Source organism: Sphingopyxis sp. Root154 (assembly GCF_001427105.1).
Taxonomy (GTDB): Bacteria; Pseudomonadota; Alphaproteobacteria; order Sphingomonadales; family Sphingomonadaceae; genus Sphingopyxis.
In genome coordinates this window covers 123,909-142,483 of sequence record NZ_LMGI01000001.1, presented here as the reverse complement: position 1 = coordinate 142,483, position 18,575 = coordinate 123,909, and the positions used below count along the sequence as shown (strand labels likewise).

The 18,575-nt window shown below is 65.0% G+C and carries 15 protein-coding genes and 1 tRNA gene; 4 read left to right on the top strand and 12 right to left on the bottom strand.

The genetic code is table 11. From position 1 onward, the window contains the following. Both ASD73_RS00640 and ASD73_RS00635 read right to left on the bottom strand, forming a co-directional pair. The gene (locus ASD73_RS00640) at positions 1 to 2,805 is read right to left on the bottom strand and encodes a M16 family metallopeptidase (protein WP_056370034.1); all 2,805 of its coding nucleotides are present in this window, start codon (positions 2,803 to 2,805) and stop codon (positions 1 to 3) included. A gap of 34 nt (positions 2,806 to 2,839) precedes the next feature. Next, on the bottom strand, positions 2,840 to 4,180 hold the full coding sequence (locus ASD73_RS00635; RefSeq protein ID WP_056370509.1) for an amidohydrolase family protein: 1,341 nt from the start codon (positions 4,178 to 4,180) through the stop codon (positions 2,840 to 2,842). Positions 4,181 to 4,340: 160 nt separating this feature from the next. Here ASD73_RS00635 and ASD73_RS00630 point away from each other — a divergent pair, with 160 nt between their 5' ends. Next, complete coding sequence (locus tag ASD73_RS00630) at positions 4,341 to 5,264, top strand: dihydrodipicolinate synthase family protein (RefSeq protein ID WP_056370036.1); 924 nt, start codon at positions 4,341 to 4,343, stop codon at positions 5,262 to 5,264. 285 nt (positions 5,265 to 5,549) lie between these two features. Here the strand turns inward: ASD73_RS00630 and ASD73_RS00625 are convergent. The 6 genes from ASD73_RS00625 to ASD73_RS00600 form a co-directional block, all read right to left on the bottom strand. Further along, positions 5,550 to 5,625 (bottom strand) — tRNA-Lys (locus ASD73_RS00625). Positions 5,626 to 5,748: 123 nt separating this feature from the next. Beyond that, positions 5,749 to 6,855, bottom strand: coding sequence for a rod shape-determining protein RodA (gene rodA, locus ASD73_RS00620; protein ID WP_056370038.1), 1,107 nt, complete (start codon positions 6,853 to 6,855; stop codon positions 5,749 to 5,751). Next, on the bottom strand, positions 6,852 to 8,756 hold the full coding sequence (gene mrdA, locus ASD73_RS00615; protein WP_056370040.1) for a penicillin-binding protein 2: 1,905 nt from the start codon (positions 8,754 to 8,756) through the stop codon (positions 6,852 to 6,854). Before mrdA ends, rodA begins: the two co-directional genes overlap by 4 nt. An 18-nt stretch (positions 8,757 to 8,774) precedes the next feature. Further along, positions 8,775 to 9,296 carry a rod shape-determining protein MreD gene (locus tag ASD73_RS00610; RefSeq protein WP_056370041.1) on the bottom strand — a complete coding sequence of 174 codons (522 nt, stop codon included), beginning with the start codon at positions 9,294 to 9,296 and terminating at the stop codon, positions 8,775 to 8,777. Next, positions 9,293 to 10,210: a rod shape-determining protein MreC gene (gene mreC, locus ASD73_RS00605; protein WP_056370042.1), complete on the bottom strand. Its 918-nt coding sequence runs from the start codon at positions 10,208 to 10,210 to the stop codon at positions 9,293 to 9,295. Before mreC ends, ASD73_RS00610 begins: the two co-directional genes overlap by 4 nt. Positions 10,211 to 10,227: 17 nt before the next feature. Continuing rightward, positions 10,228 to 11,274 (bottom strand): rod shape-determining protein, encoded by a 1,047-nt coding sequence (locus tag ASD73_RS00600; protein ID WP_056370044.1) that lies wholly within the window; start codon positions 11,272 to 11,274, stop codon positions 10,228 to 10,230. Positions 11,275 to 11,466: 192 nt separating this feature from the next. On the opposite strand from ASD73_RS00600, the gene mutL reads away from it, so the two are divergent. Together mutL and ASD73_RS00590 are read left to right on the top strand one after the other, a co-directional pair. After that, complete coding sequence (gene mutL, locus ASD73_RS00595; RefSeq protein ID WP_056370046.1) at positions 11,467 to 13,290, top strand: DNA mismatch repair endonuclease MutL; 1,824 nt, start codon at positions 11,467 to 11,469, stop codon at positions 13,288 to 13,290. A 1-nt stretch (position 13,291) separates the two neighbouring features. After that, positions 13,292 to 13,813: a hypothetical protein gene (locus ASD73_RS00590; RefSeq protein WP_056370048.1), complete on the top strand. Its 522-nt coding sequence runs from the start codon at positions 13,292 to 13,294 to the stop codon at positions 13,811 to 13,813. On the opposite strand, the gene ASD73_RS00585 is transcribed toward ASD73_RS00590, so the two are convergent. The 3 genes from ASD73_RS00585 to ASD73_RS00575 form a co-directional block, all read right to left on the bottom strand. Further along, complete coding sequence (locus tag ASD73_RS00585; protein ID WP_056370050.1) at positions 13,814 to 15,010, bottom strand: nucleotide pyrophosphatase/phosphodiesterase family protein; 1,197 nt, start codon at positions 15,008 to 15,010, stop codon at positions 13,814 to 13,816. Positions 15,011 to 15,052: 42 nt separating this feature from the next. Next, positions 15,053 to 16,621 (bottom strand): alkaline phosphatase D family protein, encoded by a 1,569-nt coding sequence (locus ASD73_RS00580; RefSeq protein WP_056370051.1) that lies wholly within the window; start codon positions 16,619 to 16,621, stop codon positions 15,053 to 15,055. A 78-nt stretch (positions 16,622 to 16,699) separates the two neighbouring features. Further along, positions 16,700 to 17,437, bottom strand: coding sequence for a glutaredoxin family protein (locus ASD73_RS00575; RefSeq protein WP_056370053.1), 738 nt, complete (start codon positions 17,435 to 17,437; stop codon positions 16,700 to 16,702). Between the two features lie 41 nt (positions 17,438 to 17,478). Between ASD73_RS00575 and ASD73_RS00570 the strand changes: the two genes are divergently transcribed. Beyond that, positions 17,479 to 17,880, top strand: a complete 402-nt coding sequence (locus tag ASD73_RS00570) for a MerR family transcriptional regulator (protein ID WP_056370055.1) — start codon at positions 17,479 to 17,481, stop codon at positions 17,878 to 17,880. 118 nt (positions 17,881 to 17,998) lie between these two features. Here ASD73_RS00570 and ASD73_RS23500 read toward each other — a convergent pair whose 3' ends face one another. Continuing rightward, positions 17,999 to 18,523 carry a putative immunity protein gene (locus tag ASD73_RS23500; RefSeq protein WP_443027936.1) on the bottom strand — a complete coding sequence of 175 codons (525 nt, stop codon included), beginning with the start codon at positions 18,521 to 18,523 and terminating at the stop codon, positions 17,999 to 18,001. Positions 18,524 to 18,575: the final 52 nt, after the last annotated feature.

Below are 18,575 nucleotides of genomic sequence, written 5' to 3'. Positions count from 1 at the left end.
TCAGGGCAGGGGTTTCCCTTCTACATCGATGCGTTCGAGCTGGGGGAAGCGCTTGCGTAGCGCCGCAATCCAAAGTTTCGAATCGCCCGCGACGATAATCGTCGCCTGATCGGCACGGACATGCGCGGCGATCGCGGCGGCAATGCGTTCGGGGGACGGCGGCGTCGCGGCCGAGAGCTCTGCTTTCAGCGTCTCGAGCGGCGCACCGGTCGAGACGAGCGTCGTCAGATAGTCGGCAAGGCCCGCCGCCCGCTCGGTCTGATTCGACAGGCCATTTGCGAGATAGGCGCTACGTTCGCTGGCCTTGGCGCGATCGATCGGCTCGCGCGAAAGGCGCGCGATCTGATCGAGGATGAGCCCGACAACCTCGGCTGCCGATTCATTCTTCGTCTGGGTCACCGCCATCAGCATTGCGGCATCGCGACGTGTGTCGAGCAGGCTGCCGGCGCCATAGCTGAGCCCGCGCTTGACGCGGATTTCCTGCGTCAGCCAACCCTCGAAGCCGCCCCCGAGCTGCGCGTTGGCCAAGCGTAATGCCGGCCAGCCGCCATCACTGCGCCCGGCCGCTGGCAGGGCGGCGATCACGGCCGCCTGCGCAGCATCCGGCATGTTGATCGCGATGATCCGCGGTGCCGCGATGGGCGCAGAACGCAAAGACCTCGGCTTGGTCTTGCCTCCCGTCCAGTCACCGAACGCGCGTTCGGCGAGCGCGAAGGCCGCATCGGGGGTCAATGCGCCGGCGATGACCAGCGTCGCGCTGCGCGGCCCCCAATCGCCCCGCTGGGCGGCGACGACGCTGTCGCGCGTTATGGTGCCGACCGAGGCGGTGGTCGGCACCGCGCCATAAGGCGACCGGCCAAACATTGCCGACGGCAAGATGCGCAGCGCGGTCTGCATCGGTTGCCTGGCGGCGACAGCGATCCCCGACAAATGCTGGCTGCGGATGCCCTCCAGCGCTTCGGACGAGAGGGTCGGCCGCATCGCCACGTCGGCCAGGATGCGTGCCGCCGCCTCGGCATTCGCCGCCGGTGCACTAACCGTAAAAGTCGTCGCATCGGGGTCCGAGCTCGCCGTAATCGCGCCGCCCAGAGCCGCCATTTCGCTCGCGAGGCGTTCGGCGCTGCGCGTTCCAGCCCCCTTGAGCGCGAGCGCGGCGGCGATGTCGCCGCGCCCGGCCTGCCCCGCGGGATCGGCCGCATCGCCGCCGTCGATCACCAGTTTCAGCGTTGCGAGCGGCACATCCGACGATTTGGCGACGATGACGCGCAGGCCGTTCGCCAGATGTCGCTCGGACAGCGCTGGCGGCGTCGGCGCGACCGCTTTGGCCGATCCGGGGCGCTTCTCGCATCCGGCCTCTCCGGCGATCAGGACTGGCGGCAGGCTGGCGGGCGGGACGGTCGGCCCCATCGGGGAAACATCGGCGGGAATATCTCCGACATAGCCGGCGGGCCGCTGGCTCTCGTCGCGAAAGCGCAGCGTCATGCGCTTCGTTTCGCTAAGCCACATTCTTGCGATGCGCTGCACGTCGGCGGGCGTCATGCGGCGGATTTCGGCGAGCCGCTCGTCGGCAAGGACCGGATTACCGGTCAAAGCCGCACCGCCGCCGAGTTCATAAGCGCGTCCGCGCGCGGTTTCGCGCCGTGCGAGCGCATCGCCAAACAGGCCGTTCTTCGCTGCGCCAAGTTCTGCCGTGCTGAGGGGGCGATCGCGCAACCGTTCAAGTTCGCCGGCCAGCGCGGCTTCCGCTTCGGCGATGTTGCGATCCTTGGCCAGCGTCACGACCAGCGCAAAGGCATGTCCGTCGCGCGCCGGCAGGTTGTAGCTGGTGACCGCGGAGGCGATTCTCGTGTCGTCGATGAGCGTGCGGCGCAGCCGCGAGGACGCGCCGCGGGTAAGGATCGCTTCGACGAGATCGATTCCGGCGGCATCGGGATCGCTCGCAAAGGGTGCGCGCCATGCGACCGCCAGCGCGGGAAGCGGCACGTTCGGCGCATAGGCGTCGATCGTCCGCGCGGCGACCGGATTGCCCTTCGCGAAGTCGCGCGGGAGTGCGAGGCCGGGCTTTGCGATGCTGCCTAGATAGCGATCGGCCCAAGCATCGAGTTTCGCCGGATCAAAATTGCCCGACACGACGAAAACCGCGTTGTCGGGACGGTAATATGCCTCGTGAAAGGCGCGAACGTCGGCAAGTTCGGCCCGGCCGAGATCGGCGATCGAACCGCCGATCGGCCGCTGATACGGATGGCCATCAAAGGTGAACGCGGGGATCAGCGTATAGAGGATGCGGCCATAGGGCTGCGCGAGCACACGCTGGCGCAATTCTTCCTTCACCACGTCGCGTTCGGAGTGGAACGATTTTTCGTCGACCACCAGATTGCGGAGTCGCTCGCCTTCAAGCCAAAGCATGGCTTCGAGTTCGTTCGCCGGTACGGTGATGTAATAGTCGGTATAGTCGAACAGCGTCGAAGCATTGGTATTGCCGCCCATCGCGTTGACCGTTTCGAGCACCCCGCCGGGCAAATTCCGCGTCGTCTTGAACATCAAATGCTCGAACAGGTGCGCGAAGCCACCGCGGCCGGGCGGGTCGTCGCGCTGGCCGACATCATACCAGATGTTGACCGAAACCGTCGCGGTGCTCGTGTCGCGGATGGCATAAACCGTCGCACCGTTGGCGAGGACTCGCTTGGTGAAATCGATCCGCGGAACTTCAAGCAGCGCAGGCCCGGCGGCTTCGGCTTGTGCGGCCGCCGCGGCATGGGGCAGGAGGCTCGCCGCGAGCAGCAGCACAGTCAATAGTCGGCGCATCGAAGTTTCCTCTTTCGGGTGGAAGGGTGCGGTTTCACCGCAGCAGAGACTTGTCGTCCTGCCGGATCACGCGGCCGCGCTGCATCACGAACAACGGGCGTTCGGTGACGCGAATATCGGTCATTGGGTTGCCCGGAACCGCTACGATGTCGGCCACCTTGCCCTTGGCCAGCGTTCCGATTTCCGAATCGAGGCCGAGCAGCCGCGCCGCATTGCTGGTCCCCGCGACCAGAGCGGCGGCGGGGCGCATGCCCGCATCGACCATCAGACCGAATTCCATCGCATTGCGGCCATGCCCGTCGGGACGGACGGTCGCGTCGGTGCCGAGCGCAATCGGCACGCCGAGGCGCAGCGCCGCTTTGAACATGCCGGTATGTGACGCGGCGGCAACGCGCGCCTTTTCGGCAATATTGGGTGGATAGCCTTCGGCGTTCTGCTTCACCCAATCGAGCGCCATAAAAGTGGGGACGAGAAAGACGCCCTTTGCCTGCATCCGCCTCAGCGTGTCTTCGGACAGGAAACTGCCATGCTCGATCGAATCGACCCCGGCCTCGATAGCGAGCCGGGAAGCGGTATCGCCATGCGAGTGCGCCGCAACCTTGCGCCCCCAGTGATGTGCTTCACCGATCGCAGCATCGAGTTCTTCGCGCGTAAACTGCGGGACGTCGACCGGGTCATAGGATAGCACGCCGCCCGATGCGCAGACCTTGATAACCTCGGCGCCCCACTTGATTTGGTTGCGCACGGCTTCGCGACACTGATCGGCTCCGGTGCACACACCCTCCTTCGGTGTCAGCGGGGCCACCCGCTGCGGCGGAAAGGGAGGGCGGTCGCAGCTGCCGCCGGTTGCGGTGATCGCATTGCCAGCCGCGAGAATGCGCGGTCCGTCGGCAAGATCTGCAGCAATCGCGTTGCGCAGCCCGACATCGATAAACTCGCGCGCACCGACGTGGCGTACGGTGGTGAATCCCGCCTCCAACGTTCGCCGCGCGTTGGCGGCGGCGTAAAATGCCATTTCGGTCGGGTTGCGCATCAGCTCGTTGAGCGTCTTGCGATAATAATTTTCATCGGGTTCGAGCGTCAGGTGCGAATGGACGTCGATGAACCCGGGCAGCAGCGTCGCATCGCCGAGATCGATGATTTTCGCTCCCGTCGGAATGGTCGCCGCGCTGCCGATGTCGACGATGCGCCCGCCCCGAACGACGATCACCGCGTCGGTGCGTATCCGCTCGCTTGTTGCATCGAACATCCTCGCCGCGCGGAGCACGATGGCCTCCGGCGCATCCTGCGCCGTCCCGGCGGTGCTCGACCAGGTGCAGAGCAGCAAAGCGCACGCGGCAAAGGCGCGTCCAATGCGATGACATGGTTTCTGCATCATAACGATCCCCCACGACCTTCGTCGGTTCCAAGGTAAGATTTTGGACGCCCTGCATCCTACGAGCGATCAGGCGCCGAATTCCGCCAGCCCCGAATAGCGGATTCTCGCATCCTGACTCATCGTCCCCGATATCCGGTGGGTTTCAGGAAGGTGAGCTATGTCGAAGTCGAAAATCGAAGGATCGTTCGTCGCCACGGTGACCCCATTCGACCGCCAAGGAGCGATTGATTTCGGCGCCTGGCGGACATTGATCGATCACCAGCATCGCCACGGGACGCGCGCGATCCTGTTCATGGGTTCGACTGGCGAGCCTTCGCTGCTCTCGCCCGAAGAGAAAAAGCAGATCATCGTCGAAACGGCAAAGATGCGCCCCGCGGGGATGGCCTTTTTCTACGGCTGCACTGGTCCATCGACCGATCAGGTGATCGAGAATGTCCGCTTTGCAACCGCGAACGGCGCCGATGGGGCGATCATTGCGCCGCCGCCTTATATCTGCGCGTCGGAGGACGATATCGAGCAATTTTATCTCGAAGTCGCAGACGCCGTCGACCTGCCGCTCGGCATCTACAACAACCCGCCGCGCGTGAAGACCGATCTTCACTGGGACCAGTTGCTGCGGCTCTTTCGCCATCCCAACATCGTCATCCACAAGGAATCGACCGCGCGGGTTGGGCAGGTCGCGCAGATATTGGCCGCGTCGCCCAATGTTGCCGTGATGTGCTGCGATTCCCCCAATCTCGGCCTCGTCGTACCGACGATGGCGCTCGGAGGACAGGGAACGGCCAATATGGGCGGCAATCTCGCACCGGCCGAAATGGCGGCGATCTCGACCCCCTGGTCGGGCGAAGGCGACGCAGCAATTTTTCGCTCGCAATATCTAGGCCTGCTTCCGCTGCTTCATTTCAACTATTCGGCGATCAATCCCGTCGCTGTCAAATCGCTGATGCGCGCCTGCGGCCTTCCCGTCGGCGCGCTCCGCAAGCCGCTGCGCCAGCTTGATGATGCTACACTTGCGGGCGGATTGCGCATCATACGGGAACTGGGATTCGATAAGAAATACGGCTACGCGCTTGATGGCTGACCCGAGGTACGCAGGAAACGCCTTTCAATTGATCGTCTCGAAATCATAAGCGCCCCGCTCGTGTCGGCGGCGAACGGGGTTCTGGGGCGTGCGCTCAAAACCTTCACTCACGGGCTCCCCAATCGGCAGCGGAATGCATCTGGATTCGATCGTTAAGAAATTCGCGCCCGACCCAGAATAATACGCAGCATTCCTACAGAACAAACGCGTGATTACGCGGTGCTTCCGAGCGCAAAATAGACCGCAAACCGGCTTGAAGTTTGGCCGCTAAGTCTTCGAAGGAAATGGTGGACGCACTAGGGCTCGAACCTAGGACCCGCTGATTAAGAGTCAGCTGCTCTACCAACTGAGCTATGCGTCCACTGCCATTTTCAGGCGTTCCTTGCTGCGAAGAGTTGCCCTCTTTGCTGCGAAGCGAGCGGCCCGCTATCATGGCTCTGGGGGGATGGCAATGCCCCCGATGATTTTTTGCCGAAGTTTTTTCTCAATGAAAGCGCCGCGTGCCCGTTTTGCTGTCGTTTTCGATCGCGAGCATGATGCCGACGCAGGTCATGATCGTCAGCATTGACGAACCGCCATAGGAAAAGAGCGGCAGCGGGATGCCGACGACGGGGGCGAGGCCCATCACCATCATCAGGTTGATCGCGATGTAGAAAAAGATCGTCATCGTGAGGCCGGCGGCGGTCAGCTGTCCGAAACGCGTCCGCGCCTTCAATGCGACGCGCGTCGACCAGCGCAGCAGCAGGAAGAAGCCGAACAGCAGCGCGAGCCCGCCGATCAGCCCCCATTCCTCCGCCATCGTGGCGAAGATGAAGTCGGTGTGACCCTCGGGCAGATAGTCGAGGTGGCTTTGCGACCCGTTGAGGAAGCCCTTGCCGCCGATGCCGCCCGATCCGATCGCGATCTTCGACTGGCTGATATGATAGCCGGCGCCCAAGGGATCGCTTTCGGGGTCGAGGAAGATCAGCACGCGTTTTTGCTGATAATCGTGGAGGAAGGAGAAGAGGACCGGCAACGCCGCAAGCCCCGCCACCGCGGTGCTCCCGAACCACCAGAAGGGCAGGCCCGCGACGAACATCACCACGACCCCGCCGATGCAGATCGCGAGCGCAGTGCCGAGGTCGGGCTGCAGCATGACGAGCGCCGCGGGGAGCCCGATCATCACCAGCGCGGGCCACAGCGCGGTGAGTGTCCGCGTGTTGCCGGGGGGGAGCTGCGCATAGAAACGCGCAAGCGCGATGACGATCGCGACCTTCATCAATTCCGATGGCTGGAGGTTCATGAAGCCGAGATTGAGCCATCGCTGGCTGCCCCCGCCGACAAAACCGAGCAGCTCGACCGCAATCAGCAAGATTAGGATGCCGATATAGGCGATATAGGCGAAATCCTCGAAGATACGGAGCGGGAAGCGGCCGATCACCAGCGCCGCGGTCAGAAAGACAAGGAAGCGTACGCCTTGGTTGAGTGCCCAGGGCGACCAGTTGCCGCCCGCCGCCGAATAAAGGACGAGCAGGCCGAAACCGGTGATGCCCGCGAGGATTGCGATCAGTTTCCACGGGATGCGCTGGATGGCTGGCGGAACGGGGATCATTGCGGGAGCCCCGGATCGGGCTGCGATGCGCCCGCCTTCCACGCCGCATAATCGCGGTCCATGCGTTCCTTGATCGTGCCGCCCCAGCCAGTCTCGAAGGTTTCGAGCGCCTCCATCGCCTTTTCGCGGTCGAAAAGGAAGGTCATAAAATCCTTGGCCACCGGCGCCGCGGCGCGTGACCCGCCCATGCCATGCTCGATCACCACGGCCGTCGCGTAGCGGGGGTTGACGACGGGCGCGAAGCCGATGAACAGGCCGTGATCGCGAAATTTCCACGTCCCGCTTTTGCCGTTCCCGGTGCCGAGCCCGCGCACCTGCGCGGTGCCCGTCTTGCCCGCCATCGTGATGCCGTCGAGCGGCAGGCGGCTGCGCACCGCGGTGCCGGCGCCGTTGACGACGAGGTCCATGCCCTGGCGCGCGACGGCGAGCGCTTCGGGCGAAAAGGGCAGGGGCTCATTCTTGAATTCGCGATTGATCAGGCGCGGGTAAAGTCGGCGGCCCGATGCGATCCGCGCGGCCATCACGGCGAGCTGGAGCGGATTGGCGAGCACATAACCCTGGCCGATCACCGCGTTCAGCGAATCGGATGCCGACCATTGCTGATCGTACTTCTTCATCTTCCAAGCGCTGTCGGGGATGGTGCCAAAGCGCTGGTTGCTGCCCGCAAGCTGGAATTCCTCGCCGAGCCCGAGCAGCCGCGCGGTAGGGGCCATGGCATCATAGCCGAGCCGGTGCGCGAGCCAGTAAAAATAGCTGTTGCAGCTCTTCATGATCGCCGACGGCATGTCGAGGCTGCCGTGCGTGCCGAGGCAGCGGAAGAAGCGGCTGCCGAGGCGATAGCCGCCGACGCAGGTGTGACGCTCGCTGGGATCGACGCCATGCTCGACCGCGGCGATCGCGGCCATCGGCTTCAGCGTGGAGCCCGGCGGGTAAAGGCCGCGCGTAGCCTTGTTGATCAGCGGCTGGTGATCGTCGGCGCGCAGCCAGGCATATTCGCTGCTGCTGATCCCGTCCGAAAAGCTGTTGGGGTCGAAGCTCGGCATCGACACAAAGGAGAGGATGTCGCCATTCTGGCAGTCGATGACGACCGCCGCGCCCGACTCGCGCCCCATGCGCCGCGCGACAAATTCCTGCAGGTCGGCGTCGATCGTCAGATGGACCGTCTTGCCCTGCACGTCAGCCTGCGTCGAGAGATCGCGGACGACCTTTCCGCGCGCGGTGACCTCGACGCGCCGCGCTCCCGGCTGGCCTTTCAGCATGTCCTGGAAATATTTCTCCAGCCCGTCCTTGCCGATCTTGTACCCTGGCGTGATGTACAGCGGATCCTTGGCCTTCTGATATTCCTCGGCGTTCGGGGCGCCGACATAGCCGATCAGGTGGCCCACCGCCGCGCCGGTCGGATAGTTGCGGGCAAAACCGCGCTGCGGCGCGATGCCGGGCAGTTCGGGCAGGCGGACGAGGATCGAGCTATACTCGGCCTCGGTCATATCTTCCTTGATCGCGACGGGCTGGAATCCCGATGCCGCCTTCAGGTCGCGGTTGATGCGTTCCATCGTGTCGCCATCCAGGCGCAGCAGGGTCCGGAGCTGTCCCAGCACCAGTTCCTTGTTGTGCAGACGATCGGGAATGATGTCGATGCGAAGGCTGACGCGGTTGTTCGCCAGCGCCTTGCCGCTGCGGTCGACGATCCAGCCGCGCCGCGGCGGCACGAGCGTCAGATTAACGCGGTTGCTTTCCGATTCAAGGACGTAGCGATCGTTGTCGACGACCGAAATATAGGCCATCCGCGCCGCGAGCGCGACGCCGACCGCCGCCTGCGCGCCGCCGACGACCAGCGCGCGGCGGGTGAAGGTAAGGCCCCTCCAGGCTTCGGTGATCGGCGGACTCTTCTTCTTCGGCATTAGGGGGTTGGAACCAGTCTATCGGCGTTTCAGGCGGAAATTGTCAAACTTGCCGGTGAGGCGCATGAACAGCGGGACGAGCAGAGCCGAGACGATGATCTGCGGCACCACGAGGCCGAGCACGCGGCCCGTCGCGGCATGCGGATGGGTGATCAGCGCGGCGAGCGACTGGATGATCGCGACCGACGCCGCGGCGATTGCCCAGTCGTGGAAAAAGCCGCGCCAATAAATGCGCTGTGACGAATAGGCGATCGCGATGCTGGCGACTGTCCACAGCCCCATCGCGGTACCGATCGGCGCGCCGCTGAACAGATCGTCCCACAGGCCGAGCGGCAGCCCGATCCAAACCGGCCACATTTCGGCGCGCAGCAACTGCCAGCACAGGAAGAAGAGCAGCCCGAGCGGCGGCAACACCGGCGAGTTGGCGATCAGCGGCAGCATCAGCGGCAGCGCCGAGGCGAACATCACGCTCGCAATCGGAACGAAGCGCATCCGCCACAGCGATGCCGGTTCGCCGAGGCGTGGACCCTTCTGGTTCATGGCTTTTTGGTAGCGGCCGGGGCGGCGGCAGAAGGCGTCGCGGGGCCAGGCAGGCCCTGAGCCTCGATATTGTCGGGGGTATAGGGGCGCAGCACCGACACTGCATCGACCTTGCCCGGGTCGGCGAGCGGGCGCGCGAGGGCGCCGTCGTCCTGTCGCCGCACGACGATCGCGACCGGGATGTTGGGTGGATAGAGCCCGCCGGTGCCCGAGGTGACGAGAATGTCGCCCGGCTTGAACGGGTTGTTCGCGATATTGAGCGTGCGCACGTCGAGATCGCCGTTGCCACGGCCGCTGGCGAGCGCGGGCAGGCCGTCGCGCGCGCGGCGCACGGGGACGATGTTGTCGACGTCGGTGAGCAGCAACACCTGCGACACCGACGGCCCGGCGCCGAGGACGCGGCCGATCAGCCCGTCGGCACCGCGTACGGGCTGTCCCGCGGCGACGCCGAGGTTGCGTCCGATGCTGAGCAGCGCGATGCGCTTGCTGCTCGTCGAGGTCGAGGTGAGCAGATAGCCGTTGGCGAGCGCGGTCTTGTCGGTTTCCTGCAGCTTCAGAAGCGCCTTGAGCTGGCGGTTTTCTTCCTGCAGCGAGCTGGTGGCGACGAGCTCGCGCCGCGTGTCGGCGAGTTCCTTGCGCAGCCGCCGGTTCTGCGTGCCCGCGCTGACATAGGCGCCGACCGTATCGTCGATGCCCGAAATCGACCCGATCACCGATCGCGACGCGCGTGCGACGGGCGCGGCGATTTCCTGGCTCGCCACACGCAATTGGGCAAAGCCGATGGGATCAACGACCGACAGGATCGCCAGCAACAGGCCCGCCACTGCCCCTGTCACCGCGATGACATAGGCAACGAACAGGCTGTACTGAGCCTTTCGGGATTGTCCCGGACGTCGATGTGCCGGGCGGACCATGAAGCAGACCTACGCGATCAGGCTTGCTGGAGAACGCCGCGGAAGGCGGGGTCTTCCATCGCGCGGCCAGTGCCGATCGCGACGCAGGTCAGCGGGTCGTCGGCGACCGTGACCGGGAGGCCGGTCGCATCCTTGAGCAGCTCGTCGAGCTCGGCGATCAGCGCGCCGCCGCCGGTCAGCACGATGCCCTGGTCGACGATGTCGGCGGCGAGTTCGGGCGCGGTATTTTCCAGCGCGATGCGGACGCCCTCGACGATCGTGCCGATCGGTTCGGACAGCGCTTCGGCGATCTGCGCCTGGTTGATCGAGATTTCCTTGGGCACGCCGTTCACAAGGTCGCGGCCCTTGATGTGGATCGTCAGGCCAACGCCGTCCGCGGGAATACGCGCGATCCCGAAATCCTTCTTGATCCGCTCGGCGGTCGCTTCGCCGATCAGCAGATTATGGTGTCGGCGGACGTAGGAGACGATCGCTTCGTCCATCTTGTCGCCGCCGGCGCGGACCGACGTGGTGTAGGCGAGGCCGCGGAGCGACAGCACCGCGACTTCGGTCGTGCCGCCGCCGATGTCGACGACCATCGATCCGATCGGTTCGGTGACGGGCATGTCGGCGCCGATCGCGGCGGCCATCGGTTCCTCGATCAGCCACACTTCGCTCGCACCGGCGTTCGATGCGGCGTCGCGGATCGCACGGCGTTCGACGCTGGTCGAGCCCGAAGGAACGCAGATCACGATTTCGGGGCTGCGGAACGCGTTGGGCTTGCCGCCGTGCACCTTGGTGATGAAGTGCTTGATCATCTGTTCGGCGACATCGATGTCGGCGATCACGCCGTCACGCAGCGGGCGGATCGCCTCGATGCTGTCGGGAGTCTTGCCCATCATCAGCTTCGCGTCGTCGCCGACGGCCTTGACCCGCTTGATCCCGTTCAGCGTCTCGACCGCAACGACCGAGGGCTCGTTCAGCACGATTCCCTTGCCGCGCACATAGACGACCGTGTTCGCGGTGCCGAGGTCGATAGCCATGTCTTGGGAATTGAATTTGAACCAGCGGGAAAAGAAGGACATCGATACTGCTTCCTGTCATCGAAGCCGTGCCCCTGATGGACACGCCCCTGTCGTGATTTATCCGTGCGCCCGGCCAGCGACAGCTACAATCAGGGGGAGATTCCGGCTCTTCCTTTTGGGGTGGCTGGACAAAATGATCAGGGCTGTGCGGATGGGTCGCGATTTGCGTTCGACTGCGCTAGGAGAGCGGCCATGTCAATACGTCGCCTGCCGGAAAAGCTAGTAAATCGGATCGCAGCCGGTGAAGTGGTCGAAAGACCTGCCGCGGCGCTCAAGGAACTGGTTGAAAATGCCATCGACGCCGGTTCGACTCGCATTTCGGTGCGAATCGCCGAGGGTGGGATTTCGCGGCTGGAGGTCGAGGATGACGGGTGCGGGATGACGCCTGCCGACATGGCGCTCGCGCTCGAACGCCATGCGACCTCGAAGCTGCCCGACGACGCGATCGAGGACGTCACGACGCTGGGTTTCCGGGGCGAGGCTTTGCCATCGATCGCGAGCGTCGCGCGGCTTACGCTCGAAAGCCGGGTGGCGGGGGGCGACGGCTGGAAGCGCGTCGTCGACAATGGTGCCGTCGTGGCCGAAGGGCCAGCGGCGCTTGCCACGGGCACACGCGTGATGGTCGAAGATTTGTTCGCGCGCGTCCCCGCGCGGCGCAAATTCCTGCGCAGCGGACGCAGCGAATATGCCGCGTGCCTCGACGTGGTGAAGCGGCTCGCGATGGCGCGGCCCGACATCGGCTTTGCCGTCGAGCATGATGGGCGCCGGGTGCTCGACGTGCAGGGCGGGCAGGACCAGTTGACGCGCGTCGCGGCGCTGACGCAGCGCGATCTGGCCGCGAACAGCATCGGGGTCGATATCGACCGCGGTGAGGTGCATCTGGGCGGTGTAATCAGCTTGCCGACCTACAATCGCGGGATCGCCGACCATCAATATCTGTTCGTCAACGGGCGCCCGGTGAAGGACAGGCTGCTCGTCGGCGCGCTGCGCGGCGCCTATGCCGACCTGCTCGCGCGCGATCGCCACCCCGTCGTCGCGCTCTTCCTCGACGTGCCGACGAGCGAGGTCGATGTGAACGTCCATCCCGCGAAGACCGAGGTGCGTTTCCGCGATCCGCAACTCGTTCGCGGGATGATCGTCGGCGGCCTCCGCCGTGCACTCGACGAACACGGCTTTCGCAGCGTCCAGCGTCCCGCCGAGGCGGCGCTAGCGGCGTGGCAGCAGGAACCCGTGGTGCCGCAGCCATCCGCGCCAACTTTGTTCGCCGCGCATCTGCCCTATCCGCACGCCCCGGCGACGCATCTCTTCGGAGCGGAAGGCGATCTCGCGACGACGGCCCTGCTGCACGACCGCATCGTCGATTTTGCACCGCCGCGTGATGCGCTCCCGATGGGCCGCGCCGAACCGGCGACCGCGCCGGTTCCGCACGTCGAGGCGCACCCGCTCGGCATCGCGCGTGGCCAGATCGCGAAAACCTATATCGTCGCCGAGGCCGAGGATGGCCTCGTCATCGTCGACCAGCACGCCGCGCACGAACGCCTCGTGCTCGAGCAACTCCGCCGCGGCATGGGCGGGCAGGCGGTGCCATCGCAAGGGCTGCTGCTGCCCGAAGTCGTCGAACTCGACGAACCCGCGTGCGACCGGCTCGAAGCCGCAGCACCGCAACTCGCCGCGCTCGGCGTCGAACTCGAACGCTTCGGCCCCGCCGCCGTGATGGTGCGCGCGACCCCGGCGATGCTGGGCGCGATCAACTGCCAAAAGCTAGTGACCGACATCGCCGACGATCTCGCGGGCTATGACGCCGCGCTGGGCCTCAGCGAACGGCTCGAACTGGTCGCTGCGACGATGGCATGCCACGGATCGGTGCGGGCAGGGCGAACGCTGAGCGTCGCCGAAATGAACGCGCTGCTGCGTACGATGGAGGTCACGCCGCATTCGGGGCAGTGCAACCATGGGCGGCCCACATGGGTGAAGCTCGCTATGGACGACGTCGAGAAATTGTTCGGGAGGAAATAGGATGGGGTTCCGGATCATTGCCATGTCGCTCGCGGCCGCTTTGCCCGCGGCAGCCTTCGCTGCTCCGGCTGCGTCTTCCTGTCCGACGGCACCCGTCCTGCCTCCCGAATTGGCGGACTGGACGCGCGATGCCTCGAGCAAGACCATCTATGCCTATGGCGACGACCTCGGCGCCGACTGGTCGCCGCTCGGCGCGGCGCGGACGGCGTTGCCGCTGCACAAGTTTGAAAGCCTGCGCTACGGCATCGCCCCCGAACGCAAGCCCGACGTCTATAAATTCGGCGGCATGATTCCGATCGAGGTGAAGAAGGCGGGGCGGCTCATCGTCGCGCTCGACCTGGGGGCGTGGATCGACCTTGTCCATGACGGTGCGGCGGTGAAGTCGGTCACGCACGGCCACGGCCCCGCCTGTTCGGGTATTCGCAAGATGGTCGAATTCGACGTGACGCCGGGGCGTTACCAGCTCCAGATCGTCAATGCGCCGACCGCGTCGATCCACGCGATGGCGGTGCTACGCGACTGATCAGCGGAGGCGTTTGGCGAGTTCGCCCGTCGCGTCGCTCGGCAGTGGCGCAACGCCGATGAGCCGCATCAGCAGCGGATAGACTTCGATATTGTCGACGATGCCGACGTCGCCTTTCAGACCCGTGCCGCTCGCGAGGAACAGTGCGAGCATCTCGGGATCCTGATTGTCATAACCGTGCGCGCCGCCCTTCACGGGCCAGGTCGGCGTGCCCGCGATTATCGACCAGCCGGGTTCGGCGATACAGATGATCGCGGCGACGCGCGGGTTCTGGCCGTAGTGGAGCCGTTTGGGTAGCTCCTCGCGGCGGTTGCATGCCATATGCTCGTGCGGTTTCAGCAGCGCCTTGACCACGCGGTCGTCTGTACCCGCAGCGGGTTCGATCGCGGCATAGGGGCCGGTTTCGACCGCGATGATGCTCGGCAGGTCGATCAGGTCGGCAAGCTGGATCACGCGGCTTTCGTCGATCGCACGCATGCCGTGATCGGCGACGACGATCATCTGCGCGGGCTGACCCAGGGCGGCGAGACCCGAAGCGAGCTCACCGATCCGTGCGTCGACCGTAGTGATGGCGGCGTTGACCTCGGCGCTATCGGGGCCGAATTTGTGCCCCGCGTCGTCGACCGCCTCAAAATAGAGGGTGACGAAGGCTGGCCGAATATCGGCGGGACGGCGCATCCAGTCGAGGATCGTGTTGACGCGCTGCGGATAGCCGATGTCGGCGTCATAGCGCAGCCAGTCGGGCGGCCGGCTCGCATGGATCGCGACCTCGCTTCCCGGCCAGAACATCGTCGCGCTGCGCACGCCGGCCTTGCCGGCAGTGACCCACGCGGGCTCGGCCTCGTCCCACCAGAAGGGATCGAGCGACTGTTTCGGATCACCGAGGCTGAACCGCACATCGGGACGCCGTGGGTCGATCATATTGTTGCCGACGATGCCATGATTGTCGGGCCGCTTCCCGGTCACGATCGCATAATGGTTCGGGAAGGTCTTGGTCGGGAATGACGGGCGCAGCTTGCCGCGCGCGCCCTCCGCCGCGAGGCGCGACAGGTTGGGCGTGATGCCGCGATCCAGATAATCGGCGCGAAAGCCGTCGATCGAGATGAGGATCGTCACGGGCTTGCGCTCAGGGGCCTCCTGCGCGTGCGCGGCGAGGGGAAGCAGGAGAGCGAGGATCAGCGAGACGAAACGGTTCATGCCGGGTCCGCTATGGTTCTTATGTGACCGTCCGGCGACACATCACGCCATCTTGATCCCGGCGACGTCGCGCTCGACGACGCCGGTTGCGCGTTTCGACAGCGCGTTCACCGGCGTCGTGACCTTGTCGACGACCATGAAATGCGTTTGCCATGCCTCACGATTGACCTCGCACACGATATAGCCGCGCTGGTCGTTCGCGAATTTGAGCTCGGGGTTCTGGCTCAGGAACACGTCGGTACCGTTGCGTTTGTCGCTGCCGTCGCCGCCCGACGAGATCGAGGTTGCAACGAATTCGGCGCCGACCAGCTTGTCCCCCCGCACAAGGTCCCCGCAGAAATTCTGATGCTCATCGCCGGTCAGCACGACATTGTTCTTGAGCCCTGCCATGCGCGACAGGATGCGTTCGCGCGGCGCTTCGTAGCCCGCCCAGCTGTCGAGGTTGACGATCTTCTTGGGTTCTTCGGCCTTGCGCCGCCGGTCGAGCGACATCATCGTGATCTGCTGCGCAAAGGCGTTCCACGTCGCACCGCCCTTCGCGAGGTTGCGGCCGAGCCATTCTTCCTGCGCCTTGCCGAGCACCTGCTTGTCCTTGGCGAACACGTCAGGGCACGCGGGCTTGAAGCCGTCGTCGCACGGCTGGTCGTCGCGATATTGGCGCGTGTCGAGCAATTGCATCGCCATCAGGTCGCCCCAGCGAAACTCGCGGTTCATCGCGACCATGCCGCCGCGCGGGAGCAGTGCCTTGCGCACCGGCATATGCTCGTACCACGCCTGCATCGCCGCCTGTTTCTTCAGCATGAAAACCTCGGGCGACGCGGCTTCGGGATCGTTGACGTCGAGCCCGAGCTTCCAATTGTCGATGTCCGAGACCCAGTCGTTGCGGATCTCGTGATCGTCGAAGCTCGCCAGGAAGGCGTGGGTACAGCGCGCCGCCTGCAGGTCAATGTCGCCGAGCTGCTGCGTATAGGCGCCGCGAAAATCGCCAAGGTCGACAAGCGCCCGGTGCGCATGCTTGCGTACAGGGCGCGTCGGCAGCCCGGTGTTGAACAGATATTCCTCGCTATATTCGTAGATGAAGTCGCCATAATGATAGACGAAGGCGAGATCTTCGCGCGCGAGGTGGCGATAGGCGCCGAAGAAGCCTGCCTCGAAATGCTGGCACCCGGCGACGCCGAATTTCAGCGCATCGGCCTTTGCGCCCGGCGCGGGCAGGGTGCGCGCGCGGCCGCGCAGGCTGCGCTCGCCGCCCGCGGTGAAGCGGTAATAATAGGGCCGGTCGGGCTGCAGCCCCGCGACCTCGACATGGACGCTGTGCGCGAGTTCGGGGCGTGCGAGTTCGGTGCCCTTGGCAACGACGTCGCGAAAGCCGCTGTCGCTCGCGACCTCCCAGTCGACCGGGAAATTCGCCAGCGGCATCCCGCCATGGCGTTCCATCGGTTCGGGCGCGAGGCGCGTCCAGATGACGAAGCCGTCGCTCGCCGGATCGCCCGCCGCGACGCCGAGGCTGAACGGGAATTCGCGGAAGATACCGCCCTCGGCGCGCAGGATTGCGGGGGCGGCAAGGCCGGCGAGCGTCGCCCCGGCAAGGAAGTGGCGGCGGTTGAACATGGCTGGGCTCCCCGGGGACGAATCACCGCCCCTGATAGCCCAGTCCCATGTTTCATCAATGACGGATGGTGGAGCGCGTCAGAACCACATGCGCGCCATCCACAGCGCCATTGCGACCATCATCACATTCTCGGTCAGCGACACGAAGCCCAAGGGCACCTTGCTGCTGCCGCCGACGCACGCGCATTTGATGTCGCGCTTGTCGATATAGACCGCCTTGAACACCGATACCGCGCCGATACCGCCGATGAAGAGGGCAAGCGGGATCGAAAGCCAGGGCAGCGCATGCGCGGTCATCAGCACGCCCGCGAGGCCTTCGGCAAAGGGATAGATGCTCGCGTACGGAACCCAGCGCTTGGCGAGCAGGTCATAGTTGAGGAACATCGTCGCGAATTTGTCGACGTCCTGCAGCTTGAGCAATGCGAGGACGATCATGCTGAACGAGATGAACCATTCGGCGGCGCGCAGGGTGAAGGCGTTGCCCTCGACCGCGAAACTCGCCGCGAGCGCCATCAACGCGGTCATCGCGAACAGCGCGATCACGGGCGTGTAGCTCGTCGCGTCGGGGTCGGCGACCTTCAGCCCGAAATGGCGGCGCAAATCGTCGTGACCGCCGATGCGCACGCCATCAATGAAGGTCTGCGGCGTCGTCTTCACGCCATGCTCGGCCTTGAACGCGTCGGTTTCCTCGCGCGTCGTCAGCCAGCGGTCGTCGACGGTGAAACCGCGGCTTTCGAGCAGATGTTTCGATTTGAGGCCATAGGGGCAGGTGTGTCCCGGCATGACCATGCGATGGAGGGTTGCTTGCTTTGTCATGCCACCCATATAGCGTCCGTACCATGGTACGGAGTCAAGCGATGCAGCTCACGATCGGAAAATTGGCGGCGGCGGGCGACGTCGGGGTCGAAACCATTCGCTATTACCAGCGCCGCGGCCTGCTCGATACGCCCGCGCGGAGCGGCGGTGACAGCTGGCGAGGCGGGATCCGTCGCTATGGCGAGGACGATCTCCGCCGCCTCAAATTCATCCGCTCCGCGCAGGCGTCGGGCTTCACCCTCGACGAGATTTCCGAACTGCTCGCGCTCGAGGCGAGCGATGACCGCGTGCGCGTACGCACGCTGGCGCGGCAGCGGATCGATCTGCTTGATGAAAAGATCGCACAGATGACCGCGACACGCGCCGCGCTGACGCGCCTCGCCGACCAATGCGCGGCAAGCGACAAGGGGCCGTGCCCGATATTGGCGGCGTTCGAGCCTTAACCTGTTCCGCAACGGCAGCTAACGGCGGGTTGCGGGCTGCCAGGATTGGTTTGCGGTTACTAGCCAATCCATGGCGTTGCGCGAGCGACAAATCCGGCAATTCGCGCGCCGCTCATGGTCAGCCCGTTCCAGCGAGATAGGCTTGGATTTGACGGATGATGATGCCGATCTGACCTGATGCGAGGAGGCCTGGCCCGAGAGGTCCCGATCGGCTCTCGCCGACTGGCGGGAGCAACCGAAGTGCAGCCCGCACGTCAGCCGTCATTTGGGCAAATTGCCACCGGATCTCGTTGTCGGCGGCATCCGGTTGGTGTGGAGCGGCTAGGCTGGCGGCTTTGACAGCATAGGCTGCAGCGCCCAAGGCATGCGCGCCCATGTGGCAGATCGCCGAGGCTTGACCGGCAGCCCTGGCTGCGGCCGCTGCCGCGGGCGAGTTCGCTTCACGGGCGGTGCTCCCACCGCCGAACCGTTGGCGTATTCCCGACGCGGTGTCCAACTCGCCGCGAGAAAATGCGCGGGCGCGGGCAATAGCGGCACGGGGGCGGTCATCGCCGGGGCTTTCGGCCTCAAACAACCCCAGCACTCGTTCGGCACACGCTGCTGCCCACTCGGCAACCAATCGCCGATCGGATTCGCTGAGCATTTGTACAGAATTCGCCATTGCCATTGTTCCGAAATGCTGCCGTTGAGAGCCA

Excerpts from the sequence above, each read along its gene's own strand:
- rodA (WP_056370038.1), bottom strand. The coding sequence starts at position 6,855 with ATGATCCCCGTTCCGCCAGCCATCCAGCGCATCCCGTGGAAACTGATC.
- ASD73_RS00630 (WP_056370036.1), top strand. The coding sequence starts at position 4,341 with ATGTCGAAGTCGAAAATCGAAGGATCGTTCGTCGCCACGGTGACCCCA.
- ASD73_RS00600 (WP_056370044.1), bottom strand. The coding sequence starts at position 11,274 with ATGTCCTTCTTTTCCCGCTGGTTCAAATTCAATTCCCAAGACATGGCT.
- ASD73_RS00590 (WP_056370048.1), top strand. The coding sequence starts at position 13,292 with ATGGGGTTCCGGATCATTGCCATGTCGCTCGCGGCCGCTTTGCCCGCG.
- ASD73_RS00640 (WP_056370034.1), bottom strand. The coding sequence starts at position 2,805 with ATGCGCCGACTATTGACTGTGCTGCTGCTCGCGGCGAGCCTCCTGCCC.
- ASD73_RS00580 (WP_056370051.1), bottom strand. The coding sequence starts at position 16,621 with ATGTTCAACCGCCGCCACTTCCTTGCCGGGGCGACGCTCGCCGGCCTT.
- ASD73_RS00585 (WP_056370050.1), bottom strand. The coding sequence starts at position 15,010 with ATGAACCGTTTCGTCTCGCTGATCCTCGCTCTCCTGCTTCCCCTCGCC.
- mreC (WP_056370042.1), bottom strand. The coding sequence starts at position 10,210 with ATGGTCCGCCCGGCACATCGACGTCCGGGACAATCCCGAAAGGCTCAG.
- mutL (WP_056370046.1), top strand. The coding sequence starts at position 11,467 with ATGTCAATACGTCGCCTGCCGGAAAAGCTAGTAAATCGGATCGCAGCC.
- mrdA (WP_056370040.1), bottom strand. The coding sequence starts at position 8,756 with ATGCCGAAGAAGAAGAGTCCGCCGATCACCGAAGCCTGGAGGGGCCTT.
- ASD73_RS23500 (WP_443027936.1), bottom strand. The coding sequence starts at position 18,523 with ATGCTCAGCGAATCCGATCGGCGATTGGTTGCCGAGTGGGCAGCAGCG.
- ASD73_RS00610 (WP_056370041.1), bottom strand. The coding sequence starts at position 9,296 with ATGAACCAGAAGGGTCCACGCCTCGGCGAACCGGCATCGCTGTGGCGG.
- ASD73_RS00635 (WP_056370509.1), bottom strand. The coding sequence starts at position 4,180 with ATGCAGAAACCATGTCATCGCATTGGACGCGCCTTTGCCGCGTGCGCT.
- ASD73_RS00570 (WP_056370055.1), top strand. The coding sequence starts at position 17,479 with ATGCAGCTCACGATCGGAAAATTGGCGGCGGCGGGCGACGTCGGGGTC.
- ASD73_RS00575 (WP_056370053.1), bottom strand. The coding sequence starts at position 17,437 with ATGACAAAGCAAGCAACCCTCCATCGCATGGTCATGCCGGGACACACC.